The organism is Bradyrhizobium jicamae, assembly GCF_018130695.1.
Lineage (GTDB): Bacteria > Pseudomonadota > Alphaproteobacteria > Rhizobiales > Xanthobacteraceae > Bradyrhizobium > Bradyrhizobium jicamae_B.
Window position 1 is genome coordinate 130,096 of the sequence record NZ_JAFCJX010000011.1, and the last position, 18,137, is coordinate 148,232.

Annotated in this window: 21 protein-coding genes and 1 pseudogene; 7 read left to right on the top strand and 15 right to left on the bottom strand. The window is 65.3% G+C overall.

The features are described 5' to 3' along the window. Positions 1–6: 6 nt before the first annotated feature. Positions 7–648: a TetR/AcrR family transcriptional regulator gene (locus JQ604_RS17825; protein ID WP_249158322.1), complete on the bottom strand. Its 642-nt coding sequence runs from the start codon at positions 646–648 to the stop codon at positions 7–9. A gap of 957 nt (positions 649–1,605) precedes the next feature. On the opposite strand from JQ604_RS17825, the gene JQ604_RS17830 reads away from it, so the two are divergent. Then, on the top strand, positions 1,606–1,818 hold the full coding sequence (locus JQ604_RS17830) for a hypothetical protein (protein WP_212358921.1): 213 nt from the start codon (positions 1,606–1,608) through the stop codon (positions 1,816–1,818). Between the two features lie 57 nt (positions 1,819–1,875). Here JQ604_RS17830 and JQ604_RS17835 read toward each other — a convergent pair whose 3' ends face one another. The 3 genes from JQ604_RS17835 to JQ604_RS17845 form a co-directional block, all read right to left on the bottom strand. Next, positions 1,876–2,070, bottom strand: a complete 195-nt coding sequence (locus tag JQ604_RS17835) for a hypothetical protein (protein WP_212358924.1) — start codon at positions 2,068–2,070, stop codon at positions 1,876–1,878. Positions 2,071–2,190: 120 nt separating this feature from the next. Continuing rightward, complete coding sequence (locus JQ604_RS17840; RefSeq protein ID WP_212359259.1) at positions 2,191–2,601, bottom strand: DUF2000 family protein; 411 nt, start codon at positions 2,599–2,601, stop codon at positions 2,191–2,193. Positions 2,602–2,658: 57 nt separating this feature from the next. Then, a complete protein-coding gene (locus tag JQ604_RS17845; RefSeq protein ID WP_212358926.1) occupies positions 2,659–3,036 on the bottom strand; it encodes a tautomerase family protein in 378 nt (125 codons plus the stop codon). Between the two features lie 121 nt (positions 3,037–3,157). Here JQ604_RS17845 and JQ604_RS17850 point away from each other — a divergent pair, with 121 nt between their 5' ends. Together JQ604_RS17850 and JQ604_RS17855 are read left to right on the top strand one after the other, a co-directional pair. Further along, positions 3,158–3,757 (top strand): TetR/AcrR family transcriptional regulator, encoded by a 600-nt coding sequence (locus JQ604_RS17850; RefSeq protein ID WP_212358928.1) that lies wholly within the window; start codon positions 3,158–3,160, stop codon positions 3,755–3,757. A 165-nt stretch (positions 3,758–3,922) separates the two neighbouring features. Beyond that, positions 3,923–4,297, top strand: a complete 375-nt coding sequence (locus tag JQ604_RS17855) for a hypothetical protein (RefSeq protein WP_212358930.1) — start codon at positions 3,923–3,925, stop codon at positions 4,295–4,297. A gap of 52 nt (positions 4,298–4,349) precedes the next feature. On the opposite strand, the gene tuf is transcribed toward JQ604_RS17855, so the two are convergent. Beyond that, on the bottom strand, positions 4,350–5,555 hold the full coding sequence (tuf, locus tag JQ604_RS17860) for an elongation factor Tu (RefSeq protein ID WP_212358932.1): 1,206 nt from the start codon (positions 5,553–5,555) through the stop codon (positions 4,350–4,352). Positions 5,556–5,955: 400 nt separating this feature from the next. Between tuf and JQ604_RS17865 the strand changes: the two genes are divergently transcribed. Then, positions 5,956–6,252 (top strand): hypothetical protein, encoded by a 297-nt coding sequence (locus JQ604_RS17865; protein WP_212358934.1) that lies wholly within the window; start codon positions 5,956–5,958, stop codon positions 6,250–6,252. A gap of 85 nt (positions 6,253–6,337) precedes the next feature. Here JQ604_RS17865 and JQ604_RS17870 read toward each other — a convergent pair whose 3' ends face one another. Further along, the gene (locus JQ604_RS17870) at positions 6,338–7,606 is read right to left on the bottom strand and encodes a hypothetical protein (protein WP_212358936.1); all 1,269 of its coding nucleotides are present in this window, start codon (positions 7,604–7,606) and stop codon (positions 6,338–6,340) included. Positions 7,607–7,741: 135 nt separating this feature from the next. Here JQ604_RS17870 and JQ604_RS17875 point away from each other — a divergent pair, with 135 nt between their 5' ends. After that, complete coding sequence (locus tag JQ604_RS17875; RefSeq protein WP_212358938.1) at positions 7,742–8,341, top strand: outer membrane beta-barrel protein; 600 nt, start codon at positions 7,742–7,744, stop codon at positions 8,339–8,341. On the opposite strand, the pseudogene JQ604_RS17880 reads toward JQ604_RS17875, so the two are convergent. The 9 genes and pseudogenes from JQ604_RS17880 to JQ604_RS17920 all read right to left on the bottom strand — a co-directional run bounded on the left by JQ604_RS17880 (position 8,342) and on the right by JQ604_RS17920 (position 15,710). Then, positions 8,342–8,691, bottom strand: a pseudogene (locus tag JQ604_RS17880) (DUF4189 domain-containing protein). 244 nt (positions 8,692–8,935) lie between these two features. Further along, on the bottom strand, positions 8,936–10,540 hold the full coding sequence (locus JQ604_RS17885; RefSeq protein ID WP_212358940.1) for an NTP transferase domain-containing protein: 1,605 nt from the start codon (positions 10,538–10,540) through the stop codon (positions 8,936–8,938). Then, entirely contained in the window at positions 10,537–11,238 is a 702-nt protein-coding gene (locus JQ604_RS17890) for an XdhC family protein (protein ID WP_212358942.1), read from the bottom strand. The genes JQ604_RS17885 and JQ604_RS17890 overlap by 4 nt, the downstream gene beginning before the upstream one ends. Before the next feature lie 2 nt (positions 11,239–11,240). Then, positions 11,241–11,564: an XdhC family protein gene (locus tag JQ604_RS17895; RefSeq protein ID WP_212358944.1), complete on the bottom strand. Its 324-nt coding sequence runs from the start codon at positions 11,562–11,564 to the stop codon at positions 11,241–11,243. Positions 11,565–11,589: 25 nt separating this feature from the next. Continuing rightward, entirely contained in the window at positions 11,590–12,792 is a 1,203-nt protein-coding gene (locus JQ604_RS17900) for a vWA domain-containing protein (protein ID WP_212358946.1), read from the bottom strand. A gap of 41 nt (positions 12,793–12,833) precedes the next feature. Further along, positions 12,834–13,742 (bottom strand): AAA family ATPase, encoded by a 909-nt coding sequence (locus tag JQ604_RS17905; RefSeq protein ID WP_212358948.1) that lies wholly within the window; start codon positions 13,740–13,742, stop codon positions 12,834–12,836. A gap of 34 nt (positions 13,743–13,776) precedes the next feature. Continuing rightward, positions 13,777–14,583 carry an FAD binding domain-containing protein gene (locus JQ604_RS17910; RefSeq protein ID WP_212358950.1) on the bottom strand — a complete coding sequence of 269 codons (807 nt, stop codon included), beginning with the start codon at positions 14,581–14,583 and terminating at the stop codon, positions 13,777–13,779. A gap of 39 nt (positions 14,584–14,622) precedes the next feature. After that, complete coding sequence (locus tag JQ604_RS17915) at positions 14,623–15,108, bottom strand: (2Fe-2S)-binding protein (RefSeq protein WP_212358952.1); 486 nt, start codon at positions 15,106–15,108, stop codon at positions 14,623–14,625. A gap of 155 nt (positions 15,109–15,263) precedes the next feature. Beyond that, positions 15,264–15,710, bottom strand: a complete 447-nt coding sequence (locus JQ604_RS17920) for an SRPBCC family protein (RefSeq protein ID WP_212358954.1) — start codon at positions 15,708–15,710, stop codon at positions 15,264–15,266. Positions 15,711–15,927: 217 nt separating this feature from the next. On the opposite strand from JQ604_RS17920, the gene JQ604_RS17925 reads away from it, so the two are divergent. Together JQ604_RS17925 and pcaD are read left to right on the top strand one after the other, a co-directional pair. Next, positions 15,928–17,283, top strand: coding sequence for a 3-carboxy-cis,cis-muconate cycloisomerase (locus tag JQ604_RS17925; protein ID WP_212358957.1), 1,356 nt, complete (start codon positions 15,928–15,930; stop codon positions 17,281–17,283). Between the two features lie 18 nt (positions 17,284–17,301). After that, the gene (gene pcaD / locus JQ604_RS17930; protein ID WP_212358959.1) at positions 17,302–18,084 is read left to right on the top strand and encodes a 3-oxoadipate enol-lactonase; all 783 of its coding nucleotides are present in this window, start codon (positions 17,302–17,304) and stop codon (positions 18,082–18,084) included. The last annotated feature ends 53 nt before the right edge of the window (positions 18,085–18,137 follow it).

Here is an 18,137-nt window from a genome sequence, read left to right on the forward strand (position 1 = left end):
ACGAGGTCATGTCGTCCTCCGTTCGCCAAAAATCAGATCGAGATGCACCTTGAACATCGCCAGCGCATCCAGTGGCGCGTGCCGCGCAAACAGGCTCTGCCAGATCACCGCGACCATCGCGGGCGCGATCAGCAATTGCGGATAACGCGCCAGCCCCTCGTGGCGGATTTCGCCGCGCGCGATCGCAAGCTCGATCAGCGCGCGCATGCCGGCGAGGCCCTTGGAGACCACCTCGCGGTAGTAGAAATCGGCGATCGCCGGGAAGCGCGGTCCCTCGGCCACGATCACGCGCACGATGTCGCCGCGACGGGTCGACACGATCTCGTGGATGAAGGTCTCGACGAACCGCTCCACCGCGTCGCGGATCGAGCCGCCGATCGGCGGCGGCCCCGCCATGCGGCCGATCAGCGGCACGATCGCGGTGCGGATCAGCTCCTCGAACATCGATTCCTTGTCCTTGAAGTGCAGATAGAGCGTGCCCTTGGCAACGCCTGCCCGCTTGGCGACGTCATCGAGCCGGGTCGCCGCGAAGCCGCGGGTGAGGAACTCGTCCATCGCCGCCGCCACGATCGCCGCCCGCCGTTCCGCCGATTTTTCCGCGCGGTTCGATGCGGGTTTTTCAAGCTTGGGCGAGACGACCTTCGGCATCTTGGCCGCGGCGGCCCGGAGAATCGCCGGGCGTTTGGCGGGAGGTTTGCGCGAGGGTTTTGCGGCTCGTTTTGTCATGATCCATATATGACTGACTGGTCAGTCATAGTCAACCTGGGCCGGCGCGGCGGGGTGTCACAGTGCCGTGATGCCTGCTTTGGGGATGGCTGGCCTTGATGGGGGTCAAGCCAGGAGGCATCTGCAACCACCAGCAGTGTCATCACCTGCGCATGCGGATGCGGGTGATCCAGTATTCCAGAGGCCGTCGTGCTCGACCCGATGGGCCGCGGCGTACTGGATCCACGCGTACGCGGGGATGACATTGAAACATGCGTCCGCATTCTCGCGACATGATTTGCCCGAGTTGTCCATCTCGTTCCGCCCTCTCTCGATAGCGAGGGCGCAGGGAAGACCGGGAGCACGCCGCCCCCGCGGTCTCGCGTGCAATGTGCACAAAAAAGTGCGCACACGAGCATACAGGTTTGGCTGAGACATCCGGCCCTCCCTGCGCGATGGCTTTACGGCTTATACGTGCTCGCCCTGGTGAGACTCTGCGTTTGTGCCACCATCATCCGCGATCGGCTTTGGACCTCTCGCGTGCTTGCCACCAGCATCGGGGCGGCAGGCCCACACGACTTCGCCGTCCGCCTTGCGCACACACGCCTGTCGCACGCTCAGCGGCCACCGCATCTGCACCCACGTTCGTGGCGTTCGCGAGCGCCCCTCGTGTCGGGTGAGACGATGCATTTTTAGCATATTCAGAAGTTCGTGTAAATAGGAAATATTCTTGCATGAGCCGCTTGACAGCTTTTTCTGATTTGCCCGTCGTGTCGGATTTGCCACACCGCTGGTGCCGCCCGCTCGCGCGTCGGTGATGGCGCGTGATGAAATAACGCCGTCCCCTCGCCGCACCTGGTCATTGGAAGCCTCGCTTCCACCATCCCAATGGAGAGACCCATGACCAAATTGACCTTCGTGGCGGCAGCGCTGGTTGCGGCGGCGGCCTATACGACCGAGGCGGTGTCCGCACGCAGCCATGCGCCGGCACAGAACGCCCAGATGACGGCAATGACCGGCGCCGTCGGCGGTTGCGTGCGGGCGCCGAAAGCGGGCGCGTTCGCCTCGGCGCCCTACTCCGTGCCGCCCTGCATGCCGAACCAGGCCAACTGACGGCGCGCATGATCGGGCCGGCAGCCTCCCGGCCGGCCGGATCGTCGACTCCTGCGCTTACGCCTCGTGGCAGGCCTGCCCCATCTCGATCCCGTGCCGGCGTCCGCGCGCGATGCCTTCGGCGATCGCTTTCGCGACGATCTCGGCATCCGCTGCCGAGAGATGGTTGAGCGGGCCCCACGAGCGCGCGATCTCGCGCGCGCGCTCCATGTCCCCGTAGATAGCAAAGGGAGCAAGCGGTTTGATTGTCATGGGCGTGGCTCCGCAGCCGCAATGCGCGGCAGCGTACAATGAGCCCGACCGGCCAGCTATGCGTTTGATCGCGCCATGGCCGCCTGTTGCGCCGCGCAGACGCATGACGCGCCACATCGATCAGGTATGAAACTTCAGCCCATCCATGATCTTGTCGACCACCTTGCGCTCGGCGCGCACGGCAAGCCCGACGAGGTTGAGATCGGCGCGCACGACCGCCTTCACCACCTCGCGATTGGCGGCATCATGCGTGGTCCTGAACATGTCCTCGGTGTAGAGCGCCGGCTTCACGTCCCGCGCAAGCGCGCGTTCCAGCGCCCGCGACAGCGCGGCACGGTCGGCGCCGTAGATCAGGATCGGCTGGCCGATCAGGGACAGATAGCTCGTCCCCGATCCGTCCTGGTAGTTGTCGCCGATACATTCGGGAAAGGCGGCGGCGATGCCGCCGGCGAGAAAGGAAGCGACATTGAGTTTCTGCCAGGCTTCCAGGTTGGTGCGGATCACGACCGCGATCTTGGTGTCGAACTGCATGGCGCGAGTGTAGCGGCGTTTCACCGCCGATGACCAGAGCCGGCAGCAGCGATCGCCTCACGCGAATTGTGCTAGCCCGTGACCGACCGACCAGTTCTCCTTGGGTGAATCGAGCACATTCACGAAGACATCATCCGGCCGAATGCCGGGATTGTCGCCGAGCAGCGCGGCGATGCGGCGATACAGCGCCTTCTTCTGCTCGACCGTGCGCGTGCTAAACACGGTGATCTGGATGTAGACGACGTCGTCGCTCCTGGCGACGCCGTAAGCCGAGCCGGTACGGAAGTTCGCGGGCGCGTGCTCGGTGATGGTCATGAACTGATCGTCCTCGGGCACGTCGAGCGCCTCGCGCATGGCACGGTAGAGGCCATCGAGGATCGCCTGCCGGTAGGCGTCGGACTTTCCGGCACGCAGCGAGACGTGGATCAGCGGCATCACGGGATCCTTTCGCAAGGCTATGAAATCAGCTACAAATGTTTTTGACACGATGTTAAAAACACATTCTTGACGCAGCGTCAAATACTATTTGGCGCCGATGATCCCGAGGAGACTTGCCGTGAGGCCCCGCGAGTTCGACCATGACGACGTGCTGCGCGTCGCCTTCGACCAGTTCTGGCGCAAGGGGGTGCGCGGCACACAGCTCGCCGACATCGCGCGCGACGCCGGCGTCCAGCGCGGCAGCCTCTACAACGCCTTCGGCAGCAAGGAGGCCCTCTTCCTCGCCGCCTATGAGCGCTACGCGCGCGACTATCTCGCCGCGATCGAGACGACGCTCGGCCAGGGCAGCCTGCGCGCCCGCCTCACCGCGTTCTTCGAGGTGACGATCAGCAACATGTGCGCGGGCTCGCCGCCGCGGGGATGCCCGACCACGCGCGGCCTGATGGAGCTCGGAGCGGCCGAGGGCGAAGGGCTCGATGACACCGCGCGGCAGGCATTTGCGGATTTGATCGAAGGGATCGCCGAGGTGCTGCGAGACACCTTCGCCGAAGGCAAGACGCGCGGCGAGTTCGCCGGCAACCCCGAGATGGCCGCACGCCACATCGTCACGGTCACGCGCGGTCTCGCCGTGCTCGAACGCGCCTTCGGCGACGAGGATGAGCTGCGGACCATTGCCGCGCATACGGTCGATCTGGTGCTGGGAAAGGCAGGGCGATGATCGCAGCCGTGCTGGCAACGTGGACCGTACAGACGCTCACAAATCCGGACAGGACCGCACACCATCCAAGGATAATTGCCGAACATTGATGGAAACGATGCTTGCGACAATCAGGCGCGAGAGCGTTCATTTCCGGATGTACGGCAACAGTCTGGAGGCCTTGGCGTGCCCGATCCGCTCCACTTATCTACCGGGTTCTTCTATCTCGCCACATTGATCATCAACCCACCCATCATAGGTGGAAATCCGCTTGTCACTGCACCGGATTCCAACGGCAATGTCTCGTTTACGTTCACACAGCCTGAGCAGCCGTGCGGCGACCCGGAATGCCAACAGGAGATCTTTCGGTTCGAACAGAATCCCGACTCGTGCTGGGTCTACGAGAATATTGCACTCGACAACGTGAACGAGGTGCGAGGATTCTTCTTCGCGCCCATTTTCACCCCCGGGGGATTCACGCTCAAATCTCTTGGAAACGTGAATGGGTGTGTATTCACCTTTCGCGCGCATGTGTCATCGCGTTGCGCACCGAGCAGTTGATGGACGTCGGGATCAATGTGAATGGGGGCCGGTTTGACCCGGCCCCCGTCCGTCACGCCACGATTTGCGTCACGATGCCGGCACCGACGGTGCGGTTACCCTCACGGATCGCAAAGCGCGAACGCTCTTCGAGTGCGATCGGCTTGTTCAGCTCGATCGTCAGTTCGGCGCTGTCCCCCGGCATCACCATCTCGACGCCGTCGTCGAGCTGGACGGTGCCGGTGACGTCGGCGGTGCGGAAGTAGAACTGCGGACGATACTTGCCGAAGAAGGGCGTGTGGCGCCCGCCCTCGTCCTTCGTCAGCACGTACACTTCCGCGCGAAAGGTCCGGTGCGGCTGAGCCGAACCCGGCCGCGACAGCACCTGGCCCCGCTGCACGACGTCCCGATCGATCCCGCGCAGGAGGCAGCCGACATTGTCGCCGGCCTGCCCCTGCTCGAGGATCTTCCGGTAGGTCTCGATGCCCGTGACCACCGACCTGCGGCTCTCGCCGAGGCCGACGATCTCGACCTCGTCGCCGAGCTTGACCGTGCCGCGCTCGATCAGTCCGGTCACGACGGTGCCGCGGCCGGAGATCGACTGCACGCCTTCGATCGGCATCAGGAACGGACGATCCTTGGCCCGCTCGGGCACCTCGATGTAAGCATCGAGCGCCTCGAACAGCTTCAGGATCGCCTGATCCGCGAGCGGACCGCTTTCGCCGCGCAGCGCCTGGATCGCCGAGCCTCTGATGACCGGCACGTTGTCGCCGTCGAACTTGTACTTCGACAACAGATCGCGCAGCTCGATCTCGACGAGATCGATCAGCTCCGGATCGTCAGCCACATCGCACTTGTTCAGGAACACCACGATACGCGGCACGCCGACCTGACGCGCCAGCAGGATGTGCTCGCGCGTCTGCGGCATCGCCCCGTCCGTCGCCGAGACCACCAGGATCGCGCCGTCCATCTGGGCCGCACCGGTGATCATGTTCTTCACATAATCGGCGTGGCCCGGACAATCGACATGCGAGTAATGCCGCGCCGCCGTCGAAAATTCGACGTGGCTCGTCGCGATCGTCAGGATCTTCGAGTCGTCGCGCGTACCTTGCGCAGCCGACGCCTTGGCGACATCCTGATAGGAGACGAACGCGCCCCAGCCGTGATCGGCCGAGACCTTCGTCATTGCCGCCGTCAGCGTCGTCTTGCCATGGTCCACGTGGCCGATCGTGCCCACATTGCAGTTGGGCTTGAGACGGGTGAACTTCTCTTTGGACATTGGACACCTGTGGTGCTCGAGCTCCCGTGCCGGGTTTGCACTGCTCGGGACACCGCGAGAGCTCGATCGGCATCCGGAGCCGTATCCGCTCCGGGCCGCTTCGATTGTCAGGTGTGACGTTCGTTCAGGCGCGCAGCAGATCCACGGCGGACAAGGGCATGAGCCCTTCCGTCATCATCAGCACTGATGCTTGCTGTGACTGCCGCATTGTTGGATGCCTAAAGTCTCTGAACACGAGGAGGCGCGTACATAAGCGAATATCTCGCCGTTTGCAAGTCGTGGATGCAACGACGCCAGCACCACCATCCCCAACTGCCATATTTTGTCCTGCCCTTCACAGGGAACATGGGCTCCGGTGGGCCGTTACTGCGCACACGTCCCTACAGGAGGAGGTTCCTAAATGAAGACGTTGATGATAGCTGCGACCGCGATTCTGATCGCCTCGCCCGTTCTCGCCCAGAACACGACATCCTCGCGCGGCGCATCGAAATACGCGCCGGGCCAGGAGATGCAGAACAGCACCAAGTCAACGGGGCCAGGCGCTTCGGAATATGCGCCGGGTCACCAGCGCAACACGGCGGCCGGCCCGGGCCACTCGGAAAGCGCGCCGGGTCAGAAGATGCAGACCACGACCGGCGCGAACACAAAGTCGTCGAACACAAAGGCGATGACCGGATCGAGCACGAACCGAAAGTAATCGCGATCGGCGGTTCGGCGATCACGCCGGACCGCCCGTCAATAGCGCGGCGCGTGCAATGCGCGCCGCGTGCGAACAACAACCTTCACGCCGCAACGCCCTCACGCTGGTGCGCCAACCACCATTGCGCGATCGCTTGCGTGAGCTCTTCCCACAGCGGCGTCGGAAGATCGGGCACGGCGAGGCGGACGCTGTAGCGGTCCGTCGTCGCGTTGTGAAACCACTCGGTGGCGGCAAAATCGAAACCAAAACTGCCGGCGTGGCGGATCGGCAGACCGGCTTTCGCGAGATCGTCGCTCATCTGCGCGGACGCGCGGCGTGCACTCGCCTCATCAAACGGCTGCGTGCTGGCCAGCGTGAGATAGAGGCCGTGGGCGAAGTGGAGTTCCGCCGTCAATCCCGGAATGGCAGACGCAAGATATCGGATGGCGCGGCGGCTGTTGCGCAGCATCGCCGCCACGCGCCGGCTGGTCAGCGCATGATAGGACGCAGTGCCGATATAGGGCGGGAAATGCGCCGGCAGCGGTGCGCCGCCAAGCAGCCTGACCGCATTGCGCATTTCGACGGGAAGCTGCTTGAGCGTCGCGTTGTGGTCCCAGTCAACGAACACCGCCGAGCCGAGCCGACCGTACTCCGCGCCGAGCGAGTCAAGCTTGGTGTGACTGCGCACCATCACCGTGGGGATTTCTCGCCGGCGCGCCCGGCGCAGCACGCGGCGGATGCGGCCGGAGCCGGCGGAGAAGCAGGTGGTGTCGAAGATCAGGAGATCGAGCGAAGGACTCATGATGCCGCGCAGTGCGGCTTCGAAGCCGCGCGCCGGCGCGCAGGAATCGAGCAGAAGGATTTGGCGCGATGTCGTCGGTGCCCTCACCTCGTCCAACGCATGCTTCAGCGTGACCAGGCGCAGATGACGCGCGTGGCGTTCGATCAGTTCCAGCGTCTCGCCATAGGAGCCCGCCGCAACGCGGATGTCGGCCTTGCCGATGACATCAGCGGAGGCCAGCAGCAGCGCCGCAATCGCCGCCATGCCGGAGGCGGTGTAGACCGTCTCACCGGCGCTTTCCTGGAGGTCATAGAAGGACGGACCGTGCACCTCGAGATCGGCGCGCTGATAGTCGTAAGCGAACGCGAACGGGCCGGCGTGCGGCTGGCCGGCATGCGACCAGTCGGTCTCGGTCGCGTTCCAGTCATGCAGCGTATGCTCCGCCTTCAGCGCCGCGGTGAGCTGGAATTTTTGCCTGACGACCTCCGTGACCGATTGAGGGCGCGGTACCGGCAAGGGCGTGCGCAGGCCCTCGTTCAGAAGCCTGAGTTCCTCATGCTTGCGGTCGAGATAGGCTGCGATGCTCTCCATGGCCGGGTTCGTCGATGCGCTTCGCTTTAGAAACGTTTCGAAACTGCATTGGGTCCTATCCGGACTGTGACTGCACCACACTGGCCCTCGCCGCCTTCGCCGTGTATAATTCCGGTGTTCGGATACAGGTGTCTGATGTCTCTGTTCGCAAATCGATGCGGTCTCACAATCCTGACGGCGGTGCTGTGCCTCGGCGCCCACGCCGCCAGCGCGCAGGTCGCACCGGTGCAGTACTGGATTCCCGGTGGTCCGTTCGGCTTCGGCGGCGGCGCCAGCGAGGGCGCGAGCCCGGACAGCTACACCAATGCGCCGGGCTTCGATGCGACCGGCCGCTACAATTTCCAGAACGGCTGGTTCGTCGGCGGCGAGCGCGGCAATCTCGGCTTCAGTGGTCTTGGCCGCGCCAGCGCGTTCGGCAGTTTCGGCACGCTGTCCTATGAAGGCATGCAGATGGGCAAGACCTTCAAGGGCGTCGGCGATTCCCCGGTGACCTTCTTCGCCGGCTTCGACACGCTGAAATACAATCCGGGCGGCATCACGCCGATGGGCCCGTTCAACAACAATTTCAGCACCAACGCCGGCTACAGCATGCACGGCGGCGTCGAGTTCAAGCCGGCCTCCAATGTCAGCCTGCAGTTCGGCGTCGGCTACACCCAGCAGGGATCAACCCGCGTCGACAGCGACATCAATTCGAATTTGCTGCCGGGCCAATCGGTGATGTTCGGCGGGCGGTAGTCAGCCCTTGGCGTCGCAGGCCCAGGCGCGGATTACGCATTCCTTGCCGCCGTACTCGTAGCACTTCTTCGTCGCGCGTTCAGCGTGCTCGATATCCGCGGCTTCACGGCATAGCCATGGGCGCCGCAGGGATTGGCCATGTCGACCGAGAGCGCGGCGCAGGCACGCTTCATGGTGATGGTGGTGCACTCGCCCTTGCACTGCTTCTGCGCGGCGGCGCGGGCGGCGGCTTCCGCCTGGTAGTCGTAGGCCTGGCCATAGGCGCCGCATTTGCCGACCGCGAACGCGCCGGCACCCCAGGCCTTGGTGACGAGATTGTCCGCGGCGAAACGCGAGGCGCCGAGCACCAGCGTGAAGGCAAGGACAATCAGCGCGCGGCGCTGCGCCGTGGCGGTCGACACGATCAAGACGGAAATCCCCCAGAACCCGGCCGGGAATCTAGCGGGGGGACGTTTCCAGATGGTGAATGAGGGGTTGACTGCGGCGGGCTGTAGGGTGGGCAAAGGAGCGTTAGCGACGTGCCCACCATCCTCGGCGTGCTCGTGATGGTGGGCACGGCGCAAGAGCGCCTTTGCCCACCCTACGGCACCGGTTTTAGCCTCTTCGCGCCGCTTCCAGCGCCTGTGGCGTATCGATGTCGAGGAAGGCGCTGTCGCCGTCGACGGGGACTTCGGCAACGGCTTCGGCGTGCTTGGCGATCAGATGGCGGGCGCCGATGTCGCCGTCGAGCGTCATGAGCTCCTTGAAGAAGCGGCGCGACCACAGCACCGGATTGCCGCGGCGGCCCTCGCTGACGGGAACGGCGATCAGGTGACCGCGGTCCGGCGCAAACGTCTCGATCAGGCGGTCGATCAGCTGCGCATCGATCAGCGGCATGTCGCCGAGGCAGACGATGGCGCCATCGGCCTTGTCGGAGACTGCCGAGATGCCCGCCTTCACGGAGCTGGCGAGCCCGCCGGCGAAATCGGGATTGCGAACGAATGTCACTTTCAGGCCGGCGAGCGCCTGCTCGACCAGCTCGGCCTGGTGGCCGGTGACGACGATCACTTCGGACGCCTTCGAGGCCAGCGCCTGCTCGGTGGCGATGCGCACCAGCTTCTTGCCGTCGAGCTCGGCGAGCAGCTTGTTCGGCCCGCCCATCCGGGTGGAGCGGCCGGCGGCGAGCACGATCGCGGCAACGTTGCGGTTGCCTTCGGTGTCGGGGACGGTGCGCGGCTGCGGCCTTGTGACGATCTCCATCAGGAGACCGCCGACGCCCATGCCGGTGAGGTCTGCGCGCGTCACCTTGAGCCCGGCGAGCAGCCGCATCAGCACCCAGTCAAAGCCGTTCTCGACCGGCGAGCGCGCGCAGCCGGGCGCGCCGAGCACCGGCACCTCGCCGGCGCGGCCGATCAAGAGGAGATTGCCGGGATCGACGGGCATGCCGAAATGCTCGACCATGCCGCCGATGCCGGTCAGCGCCGCCGGGATCACGTCGCGCCGGTCGGCAATCGCCGACGCCCCGAACACGATGACGAGCTCGGCGCCAAGTGAGAGCAACTCCTTGATCGAAGCCGCGAGCACGGTCTCGTCGTGCGGCACGCGGCGCTCGGCGATGATGGTGGCGCCCGCAGGCGCCAGCCGCTCAGCGGTCACGCGCAGCGTCTTGTCGATCACCTTCGGCGACAAGCCCGGCAGCAATGTCGAGACCACGCCGACCTTGCTGATGACATAGGGCGCGATCCGCAGCGCGTCCTTGCCCGCGGCCGCAACCGCGGCATCGCGCAGTTTCGCTTCGACGCCGAACGGGATCAGCTTGACGGTCGCAATCATCTCGCCTTCGACCACCGGCTTGAAGGCGGCGAGCGTGGCGAACGTAATGGCTTCGTCGACGCCGTTGATGCGGTCGACCGCGGCGCGATCGACCACCAGCACGCCGGGCCGCGCGGCGAACAGATTGGCGCGGCCGGTGAAGGCGCGCTCGACGGTGACGCCCTCGCCCGCCACCGCCTGCGCGACGCTGGCGGCGGCAACGTCCTCGGAGACGTCGCCCTCTTCCAGCCGCACCACGACGATGTCCTTGACACCCGCCTTGGTGAGCGCGTCGACCTCGGCATCGCCGATGGTCGTGCCTTTCTTGAGCACCAGCGCGCCCTGGCGCAGCGTGTGCACGGTGACGCCGCCAATCGCGTCGGCCGGACTGGCGGGACCGAACTTCATGCCGCTTCTTCTTTTTCTTTGGGAGGCAAACGCAGCTGCGCGGTGATCTCGGCCATGATCGAGACCGCGATCTCCGACGGCGAGACAGCGCCGATGTCGAGCCCGATCGGCGCGCGGATACGCGCGATGTCAGAGTCCTTCGCGCCCTGCGCGCGCAATCGCTCGCAGCGCTTGGCATGGGTCTTCCGCGAGCCGAGCGCGCCGATATAGAAGCAATCGCGGTCGAAGGCGTGCAGCAGCGCGGGGTCGTCGATCTTGGGATCGTGGGTCACGGCGACGAACGCGGTGTAGTGATCGACATTGAGCGGCGGCAACGCGACGTCAGGCCATTCGGCGACCAGCGGCACGTCGGGGAAACGCTCGGGGCTTGCGAATGCCGTGCGCGGATCGACCACGGTCACATCATAGTCGAGCGAGCGCGCCAGCGGCGCCAGCGCTTGGCTGATATGCACCGCGCCGATGATCACGAGCTTAGCCGTCGGCGCGTAGACATTGAGGAACAGCTTCTTGCCGCCGACCTCGACATTGCCGCTCTTGCCCATGCGCAGCTGTTTTGACAGCTCCGCGCGCAAGGGATCGGCGGCGATGTCTTTCGCTTTCACCAGGCGCTGATCGCCGCTGGCGGTGTCGGTGACGATGATGACCGGGCGGCGCGCGGCGCGCTCGGCGTTCAGTTCCTTGAGGGTGTCGAGTTTCACGGTCAGCCGACCTTCTCGACGAAGACGCGGATGGTGCCGCCGCAGGACAGGCCGACATTCCAGGCGGTCTCGTCGGCGACGCCGAACTCCAGCATCTTGGGCTGCCCGCTCGAGATCACATCGAGCGCCTCGGTGACGACGGCGCCTTCGACGCAGCCGCCGGAGACGGACCCTAAGAACGTGCCGTCATCATTGATGACAAGGCTGGAGCCGGCCGGGCGCGGCGCCGAGCCCCAGGTCTCGACCACGGTCGCCAGCGCGACGCCATGGCCCTGCTTCTGCCAAGTCTCGGCGGCCTGCAGGATGTCTTCGTCGCGGTTCAGCATGGCGGCCTCCTGTTCGGATGCTTCTTCAGGCTACGGAGCGGATCAGGCTGCGGTGGTGCGCCGGCGGCGGCGACGACAGCGCCTCGATCAACCCCTTGATGGACGTCAAGTTATGCACCGGACGGAATTCGTCAACGTGGGGCAGCATCATTTTGATGCCCTGTGCCTTGGCCTCGAAGCCGGAGTAGCGCAGCAGCGGATTGAGCCAGATCAGGCGGCGGCAGGAGCGGTGCAAGCGGTCCATCTCGAAGGCCAGTTTGGCATCCGCCTCCCGTTCTAGTCCATCGGATATAAGGAGGACGATGGCGCCCTGCCCGAGCACCCGGCGGGCCCAGAGCTGGTTGAAGCTGTGCAGCGACGCGGAGATCCGCGTACCGCCGGCCCAGTCCTCGACCGTGGACGAGCAGCTGGCCAGCGCCTCGTCGGGATCGCGCTGCCTAAGCGCCCGCGTCACATTGGTCAGCCGCGTGCCGAACAGGAACACCGAGACGCGCTTGCGGGCATCGGTGATGGCATGCAGGAAATGCAGGAACAGGCGGGTGTACTCGCTCATCGAGCCCGAGATATCGAGCAGCGCCACGATCGGCGCCGGCTTCTGGATCTGGCCGAGCTTTCTGATATCGATGATCTCACCGCCGGTGCGCAGCGAGTTGCGCACGGTGCGGCGCATGTCGAGGCGCAGGCCATGCGCATCCGGCTGGTAGCGGCGGGTCACCAGCTCCGCCTGCGGCAGCCGCATCTTCATGATCTCACGCGTCACCTCGGCGATCTCGGCCGCGGTCATCTGCGCAAAATCCTTCTTCTGCAGGATCTCCTTGTCGGAGACCGACAGCTTCAACTCCTGCTCCTGGGCCTGCGGCCGCTCCTCCTGCATTTGCGGCTGCGCCATCGCCTCCTGGACGCGGCGCGAGGCCGGCGGCGGCTTCTTCCTGGCGTGGTCGGGCAGCGGCACCGAGTCCAGCATGCTCTTCCACTCCTCGGCGGCGCGGAAGAAAAGGTCGAAGGCCTGGCGGAAGATCAGCGCATGCTCGTGGCGCTTGACGAAAATCGATTCCAGCGTGGTGTAGAAATCGCGGCGATGGCCGACCTCGATCAGCTGCAGCGCATTGAGCGCATCGATCACCGAGCCCGGACCGACGGGCAGGCCCGCCGCACGCAGCGCGCGGGCAAAGCCGATGACATTGTCGGCCATATGCCCGGTCGGCGGATTGAGGTGATTGATCGCCATCGAACCACTCGCTTGCGGAATCACTGTTGACGATTCTGCGATCAGGTCTCGCTTGTCGCGTCCTTCAAAACCTTCTGCAGCGCGTCGCCCTGCATGCGCGCGATGTCGTCCTGATACTTGAGCAGTGCGCCGAGGGTATCGCCGACCACCTGCGGGGTCAGCGAGCGCGCATCGAGCTCGGACAGCGCGGTCGCCCAGTCGATGGTCTCGGCCACGCCCGGCGACTTGTAGAAATCCTGGCTGCGCAGCGCCTGCACGAAGCGCACGACCTGCTGCGACAGCTTTGCGGAGATGTTCGGCACGCGCGACTTGACGATCGCAAGCTCGCGCTCGGCAGCCGGGTAGTCCACCCAGTGATAGAGACAGCGCCGCTTCAGCGCGTCGTGAATCTCGCGGGTGCGGTTCGAGGTGATGATGACGATCGGCGGCGCCGGCGCCTTCACGGTGCCGAGCTCGGGAATCGTGACCTGGAAGTCCGAGAGGATTTCCAGGAGATAGGCCTCGAACGCCTCATCGGCGCGGTCGAGCTCGTCGATCAGGAGCACCGGCGGTCCGGCAACGTCGGGCTCCAGCGCCTGCAGCAGCGGCCGCTTGATCAGGAAGCGTTCGGCAAAGATGTCGCTGGCGAGCTGGTCGCGGTCGGTATCGCCGGAAGCTTCGGCAAGGCGAATGGCGATCATCTGCGCGGCGCTGCTCCACTCGTAGACGGCGGAGGCAACGTCGAGGCCTTCATAGCATTGCAGGCGGATCAGCTTGCGCCCGAGCGCGGCCGACAGCACCTTGGCGATCTCGGTCTTGCCGACGCCGGCCTCGCCTTCCAGGAACAGCGGCCGGCCCATCCGCAGCGCAAGATACGTCACCGTCGCGAGTGACCGCTCGGCGAGGTAGCCGCGCGAGGTCAGCAATTCCACGAGCGCATCGACGGAAGTGGGTAGCGCCGATGCACTCATGGGACTGCCAGTCTTCGATCAGAGGTCAGCAAGGTCACGCTTTGGCGGTCGCAGCTTCCACGGCACGGCGCGCCAGAACGGCGATCAGATGGGCGCGGTATTCGGCGCTGCCATGCAGGTCGCTGTTGAGACCTTCCGCCGGCACGGTCATGCCGTCGAGCACCTTGTGCGAGAAGCGCTTCTTCAGGGCTTCCTCGAACGAGGTGACGCGGAACACGCCGTCGGAACCGGCGCCGGTCACGGCCACGCGGACGTCGGCCGGACGCTTGGCCACGAACACACCAACCAACGCGTAACGCGAGGCCTGGTTGCGGAATTTCACATAGGCCGCCTTCTTCGGCACCGGGAACATCACCTTGGTGATGATCTCGTCGGCCTCCAGCGCGGTCGAAAACAGGCCCTGGAAATATTCCTCGGCCTTGAGGCGGCGCTTGTTGGTGACGATGGTGGCCCCGAGCGCCAGCACCGCGGCCGGATAATCCGCGGTCGGGTCGTTGTTGGCGAGCGAGCCGCCGATGGTGCCGCGATGGCGCACGGCGGGATCGCCGATCTGGCCGGCGAGATCGGCCAGCGCCGGAATGGCTTCACCGACGACAGCGGAGTTCGCGACATCGGCGTGCTTGGCGGTGGCGCCGATGACGAGCGACCGGCCCTTCATCTCGATCGTGTCGAGGCCCTCGATATGGGAGAGATCGACCAGATGCGGCGGGCTCGCAAGCCGCTGCTTCATGACCGGCACCAAGGTGTGACCGCCGGCGATCAGCTTGGCGTCCTCGTTCTTGACCAGGAGGTTGGCGGCCTGCCGTACGGTCCCCGGACGATGATATTTGAATTCGTACATTGGAATTTCCTGATCGCGTGTCGCGATGAATGCGGGACTTTAGGCGCGGTCCGACTTCGCCATCGCCTTGGCGCCGGCGGAGATCGAGGCGACGATGTTCTGATAGCCGGTGCAGCGGCAGAGATTGCCTTCCAGCTCCTCGCGGATCACGTGATCGGACAGATCATGGCCCTTGCGATGGACGAGGTCGACCGCGGTCATGATCATGCCGGGGGTGCAGAAGCCGCACTGCAGGCCGTGATGCTCGCGGAAGGCCTCCTGCATCGGATGCAGCGGCGCGCCGTCCGCCGCCAGCCCCTCGATCGTCTTGACCTCATGGCCGTCGGCCATGACAGCCAGCGTGGTGCAGGACTTCACGGCCTTGCCGTCGAGATGCACGACGCAAGCGCCGCACTGCGAGGTGTCGCAGCCGACATGGGTGCCCGTCAGGCGCAGATGTTCGCGCAGGAACTGGACGAGAAGGGTACGAGGATCGACGTTCGCGTTAACGGGGTTGCCGTTCACGATCAGGGAAATCTTGGCCATCAGCACTCTCTTATCTGCCCTGCCGCATATCGGCAGAACAGGCGGTTTAAAATCGTTCCAGCGGCATAATATGGGCCAGACTCCCCAAGGGCAACCTCAGGAGCCACCCGTTTGGGGCATGGCCCGGCGCGACCGATCCGGGATATCGGCAGGGCTTACCCCTGCACCGCCTTGGCAAAATTGGCAAAGAATTCGTCGGCCAGCTTCTTGGCCGCGCCATTGATCAGGCGCTGGCCGAGCTGGGCGAGCTTGCCGCCGATCTGCGCCTCCACGTTGTAGCTGAGCAGCGTGCCGCCATCCTTGTCGGCCAGCGCCACGGTGGCGCCGCCCTTGGCGAAGCCGGCGACCCCGCCCTCGCCCTCGCCGGAGATCTTGTAGCCGTTCGGCGGGTCGAGGTCGCTCAAGGTCACCTTGCCCTTGAAGCGGGCGGAGACCGGGCCGACTTTCATTTTCGCGGTGGCGCGAAAGCCCTGGTCCTCGGTCCGCTCCAGCTCCTCGCAGCCGGGGATGCAGGCCTTCAGCACCTCCGGGTCATTGAGCTTGTCCCAGACGGCCTGGCGGGTCGCCGCAAGCTGCACTTCGCCTGTCATCGTCATGGCCATGAGACGTCTCCCCGGATCGCAAAACCTGTTATCCCCCAGTAAAGCAGCCGCCGCGCAAAGAAAAGAGCACCTTGGGAGGATGTGCGATGCATATTCGCAAGCGCAGCAAGACTATCGGCTGGCTCGCAAAAATCCGTATCCCGGCTGTGGCCGAAAATCGTGCAAAGCGCTGGCGGCCATTGGCATGGCGCCGCGGGAATGGTTAGGTCGCCCCGACATGAGCACCGCCCTCTCCCCACTGCTTGCGCCGATGCTGTCGAGCGCCGCCATGCGCGCCGTCTGCGACGATGCGACCTATCTGCAGAACATGCTGGACTTCGAGGCCGCGCTGGCCCGCGCCGAGGCGGCCTGCGGTGTCATTCCGCAGGCCGCAGCCGACCCGATCGGCGCCGCCTGCAAAGCCGAATCGATCGACCAGGCCGTGTTGGCCGATGCCGCGACGCGATCCGGCAATCTGGCGATTCCTTTGGTCAAGGCGCTGACCGCCAATGTCGCAAAGGCCGACGCCGAGGCCGCGCGCTATGTGCATTGGGGCGCCACCAGCCAGGACGTGATCGACACCGCGACCATGCTGACCTTGCGCGCCGGCATCGACGTCCTGCTCACCGACCTCGACCGCGCCGTCGCAGGCTTCGCCAAGCTGGCGCAAGCGCACCGCAACACCGCCGTGGTGGCACGGACCTGGCTGCAGCACGCGCTGCCGATGCCGTTCGGCCTGAAGCTTGCCGAATATGCCGCCGCCCTGCACCGCTCCCGCAAGCGGTTGCAGCGCCTGCGCAGCGAATCGCTGGCGCTCCAGTTCGGCGGCGCCGCCGGCACGCTCGCCGCACTCGGCGACAAGGGGATGGTGGTCGCGGAAGCGCTCGCCAGGGAATTGCAGCTGCCGCTGCCGGAGGCGCCCTGGCACACCCACCGCGACCGCATTGCGGATGCCGCCTCCGTCTTTGCCATCATCGCCGGCAGCTGCGGCAAGATCGCGCGCGACGTCTCGCTGATGATGCAGACCGATGTCGGCGAGGCCTTTGAGCCCGCGGGCGCCGGCCGCGGCGGCTCCTCCACCATGCCGCACAAGCGCAATCCGGTCGCCGCCGCCAGCGCGCTCGGCGCGGCCACCCTGGCGCCGAATCTCGCAGCGACCATCTTCGCGGCACAAGTTCAGGACCACGAGCGCAGCGCCGGCCCCTGGCACGCGGAATGGCCGACCCTGCCGGCCCTGATGCTGGCGACCTCGGGCGCGCTCGCGGCGATCGTCGATCTCGCGGAAGGTCTCGAGGTCGACGCCGCACGCATGCGCGACAATCTCGATATGACGCACGGGCTGATCATGGCCGAAGCGGTCACCTTCGCGCTCGCCGAGAAGCTCGGCAAAAGCGACGCGCATCATCTGGTCGAGGCCGCGAGCAAGACCGCGGTCGCCGAGAGGAAGCATCTGCGCGACGTGCTGTCATCAGATGCAAAAGTCACCGCACAGCTCAGCACCGACCAGATCGCAAAATTGTTCGAGCCAATGGCCTATCAGGGTGCCTCGCAGGCCCTGATCGACCGTTTGCTCGCCTCGCTCAACGATATCTAAGAGACCGGAGTATTTCCGATGCCGATGATCGACGCCGACGGATGCCTGCTCAACGTCTCCGTGGAAGGCCGCGACGGCGGACCGACGCTGATGCTGTCGAATTCACTGGGCTCGACCATGCAGATGTGGGAGCCGCAGATGAAGGCGCTGACGCAGCTGTTCCGCGTCATCCGCTACGACCGCCGCGGTCACGGCAAATCCAGCGTACCGCCCGGCCCCTACTCCATGGAGCGTTTCGGCCGCGACGTGCTCGCAATCCTCGACGACCTCAACATCGAGAAGACGCATTGGTGCGGCCTGTCGATGGGCGGCATGGTCGGTCAATGGCTCGGCGCCAACGCGCCGGAGCGGTTCGGCAAGCTGGTCCTCGCCAACACGTCCTGCTACTATCCCGATCCCACCCGCTGGCATCAACGCATCGCCGCCGTGAAGGCAGGCGGCATCGCCGCGGTCGCTGACGCCGTGATAGGAGGCTGGCTGACCGCGGATTTCCGCGAGCGCGAGCCGCAGATCACCGCCAACATGAAGGCGATGATGGTGGCGACGCCGGTCGAGGGCTACCTCGCCTGCTGCGAAGCGCTGTCGACCCTCGACCAGCGCGCGCTGCTGCCCAAAATCAAGAGTCCGACGCTGGTGATCGCCGGACGGCAGGACATGTCGACGACCATCGCCGACGCCGAGCTGATCCGCAGCAACATCCCCGGCGCCGGCATGACCATCATCGACGCTGCGCACATTTCCAATGTCGAGCAGCCGCACGCGTTCACGGACGCGGTGGTGGGCTTCCTGACGCAGCGCTAATTCGGCCGCCAACTCTTAAGTATCGCAACGACTTGCCCGAGTTATTCGAAGGG

Excerpts from the sequence above, each read along its gene's own strand:
- JQ604_RS17920 (WP_212358954.1), bottom strand. The coding sequence starts at position 15,710 with ATGGCCATGACGATGACAGGCGAAGTGCAGCTTGCGGCGACCCGCCAG.
- JQ604_RS17865 (WP_212358934.1), top strand. The coding sequence starts at position 5,956 with ATGAAGACGTTGATGATAGCTGCGACCGCGATTCTGATCGCCTCGCCC.
- JQ604_RS17825 (WP_249158322.1), bottom strand. The coding sequence starts at position 648 with ATGCCGAAGGTCGTCTCGCCCAAGCTTGAAAAACCCGCATCGAACCGC.
- JQ604_RS17895 (WP_212358944.1), bottom strand. The coding sequence starts at position 11,564 with ATGCTGAACCGCGACGAAGACATCCTGCAGGCCGCCGAGACTTGGCAG.
- pcaD (WP_212358959.1), top strand. The coding sequence starts at position 17,302 with ATGCCGATGATCGACGCCGACGGATGCCTGCTCAACGTCTCCGTGGAA.
- JQ604_RS17835 (WP_212358924.1), bottom strand. The coding sequence starts at position 2,070 with ATGACAATCAAACCGCTTGCTCCCTTTGCTATCTACGGGGACATGGAG.
- tuf (WP_212358932.1), bottom strand. The coding sequence starts at position 5,555 with ATGTCCAAAGAGAAGTTCACCCGTCTCAAGCCCAACTGCAATGTGGGC.
- JQ604_RS17885 (WP_212358940.1), bottom strand. The coding sequence starts at position 10,540 with ATGAAGTTCGGTCCCGCCAGTCCGGCCGACGCGATTGGCGGCGTCACC.
- JQ604_RS17905 (WP_212358948.1), bottom strand. The coding sequence starts at position 13,742 with ATGAGTGCATCGGCGCTACCCACTTCCGTCGATGCGCTCGTGGAATTG.
- JQ604_RS17900 (WP_212358946.1), bottom strand. The coding sequence starts at position 12,792 with ATGGCGATCAATCACCTCAATCCGCCGACCGGGCATATGGCCGACAAT.
- JQ604_RS17845 (WP_212358926.1), bottom strand. The coding sequence starts at position 3,036 with ATGCCGCTGATCCACGTCTCGCTGCGTGCCGGAAAGTCCGACGCCTAC.
- JQ604_RS17830 (WP_212358921.1), top strand. The coding sequence starts at position 1,606 with ATGACCAAATTGACCTTCGTGGCGGCAGCGCTGGTTGCGGCGGCGGCC.
- JQ604_RS17910 (WP_212358950.1), bottom strand. The coding sequence starts at position 14,583 with ATGTACGAATTCAAATATCATCGTCCGGGGACCGTACGGCAGGCCGCC.
- JQ604_RS17870 (WP_212358936.1), bottom strand. The coding sequence starts at position 7,606 with ATGGAGAGCATCGCAGCCTATCTCGACCGCAAGCATGAGGAACTCAGG.
- JQ604_RS17840 (WP_212359259.1), bottom strand. The coding sequence starts at position 2,601 with ATGCAGTTCGACACCAAGATCGCGGTCGTGATCCGCACCAACCTGGAA.
- JQ604_RS17925 (WP_212358957.1), top strand. The coding sequence starts at position 15,928 with ATGAGCACCGCCCTCTCCCCACTGCTTGCGCCGATGCTGTCGAGCGCC.
- JQ604_RS17875 (WP_212358938.1), top strand. The coding sequence starts at position 7,742 with ATGTCTCTGTTCGCAAATCGATGCGGTCTCACAATCCTGACGGCGGTG.
- JQ604_RS17915 (WP_212358952.1), bottom strand. The coding sequence starts at position 15,108 with ATGGCCAAGATTTCCCTGATCGTGAACGGCAACCCCGTTAACGCGAAC.